Genomic DNA, 1,776 nt, shown 5'->3' with positions numbered 1-1,776 from the left:
AGGAGCCGTAATTTAACTACTGCCGGAGTTGATCTCGTTGTCCGTGGTGCTCGATCACGCGCTTCAAGGCTTCGAGCGTGCGGGGAGGGCGGGTCCGGCGGAAGACGAGGACCCTGGCAAGTTCGGGCCCGGCGAAGGCCAGCATCGGCTTGGACCTCCCGGCGTGGTAACTCAGCACGTTGCGCTTGCGGCCCATCAGCTCGGCCGCGAGGGTCAAGGTGACGGTGTTGCGACTGCGGAGTACGGCGACCAGGACGCGGTGGCGGTGATCGAGGGTGCCGAAGCCGGGGTTGCGGCCGCGGCCGTCCCTGCCTGCGCTCTGGCGTTCGACTTCGGTCAGGACCTGTTGGCATGGTTCGAGCTGGAGCACGAGCTGTTCGAACTGTTCTCGGGGCATGCCCGTGAGTGCGGGGTGGGTGAGGAGGAAGGTGGCCTCGGCCGGGACCGGAGGTCCCGACTCGTCGCGTGGATCTGCCGGAAGCTGCTGGTCGGGGTCCTGCGGGGCGATGGTGTAGTTCCACTCGCCGTGGAACTCGTCCCGTTTGACCCGCCGCTCGGCGCTCTTGCGTTCAGCTCGGGTGAGCACGCGGCCGGTGGGGTACGCATTCTCGTCCAGTGCGGCATGAACGGTCAGTCCGGTGCTGGTGCGGGTGGCTGAGATGGTCTCCAGCAGCACTTCGTAGCTGGTCAGAGGCTGCCCGCGCAGGCTGTGGGTGATCCGGGAGAACAGCCGGTGTTCCACTTTGTTCCATTTTGAAGTACCTGGCGGGAAGTGCATGACGGTGATGCGCAGTCCGCACTCGTCTGCGAAGTCGGCCAGGCCCATCTTGAACAGGCGGGAGTCGGCCGAGTTGGCCCCTCCGGAATCGGCGGTGACCAGCAAGCGGTCCACGCTGGGGTAGTCGAGGCGCCCTTGGACCTTCCACCAGCGGCGCAGGGACTCCACCGCGAAGGCGGCGGTGTTTCGGTCGGTGCCCACGTTTACCCAGCCGCTGTCGCGCCCTAGGTCGTAGATGCCGTACGGAATGGCGACCGGGGTGTCGGGGCCGATGAAGTCGTGGTCCGGGGCGGTGATCGGCTGGCCTTTGGGGCGGTAGGTGCGGCCGGGCCGGGCGAAGTCGCCGATCGGTTCCTTCTGTTTCGTGTCCACGCTCACCACCGGCAGGCCCCCCGCCAGGAAGCGTTCGGCGGCGGTGTTGATGTGACGGAACTGGGCGTCTCGGTCGGGCACCTGACTGCCGGCTTGAGTCTTGGCCATGCCCTGCAGGCTGAAGCCCATCGCACGCAGTAGGCTGCCGACCACTGGGGCGCTGACCGGATGACCGGCATCGGTCAACTCCCGGGACAAGTCCCGCAGCGAGGCAGTGGTCCAGCGCAGCGGGGACACCGGATCACCCACCTCACGCGGCTCGATCAACAACTCGAGAGCCGCCACCAGACCGGGATCGCGCTCGGCGGCAGACTTGCGCCCGCCGCCGGGTCTGCGCACCCGCCCCAACGCCTGTGTTCCGCCCGCGAGTTCCTCACGCCCTCGTGCGACGGTCGACTCCGAGACCTCCGCCAGCCTGGCCACGGCCGCGATCCCTCCATGCCCCAGAGCCTCGGCCTCGGAAGCCAGATACAGACGGCGCTGCCGCTCGTCCAGATGCGGCAGCACCGCCGCGAACTTCGCATCCAGTACCGCCAGGACTTCATCCGGAATCGCCACAGCAGCTCAACTACCACACAGAGCCGAGATATTGACCCGAATCCGGCAGTAGTTTAATTACGGCTCCT

1 protein-coding gene is annotated in these 1,776 nt (G+C 67.1%); it reads right to left on the bottom strand.

Annotation, left to right across the window (positions count from 1 at the left end):
* Positions 1–16: 16 nt before the first annotated feature.
* Positions 17–1,708: an ISAzo13 family transposase gene (locus tag AOK11_RS35710; protein WP_079035292.1), complete on the bottom strand. Its 1,692-nt coding sequence runs from the start codon at positions 1,706–1,708 to the stop codon at positions 17–19.
* Positions 1,709–1,776 lie beyond the last annotated feature (68 nt).

The sequence above is a fragment of the Streptomyces hirsutus genome (genome assembly GCF_001418415.1).
In the GTDB taxonomy this organism is placed as follows: domain Bacteria; phylum Actinomycetota; class Actinomycetes; order Streptomycetales; family Streptomycetaceae; genus Streptomyces; species Streptomyces hirsutus.
This window is presented reverse-complemented; position numbering and strand designations above follow the sequence as displayed.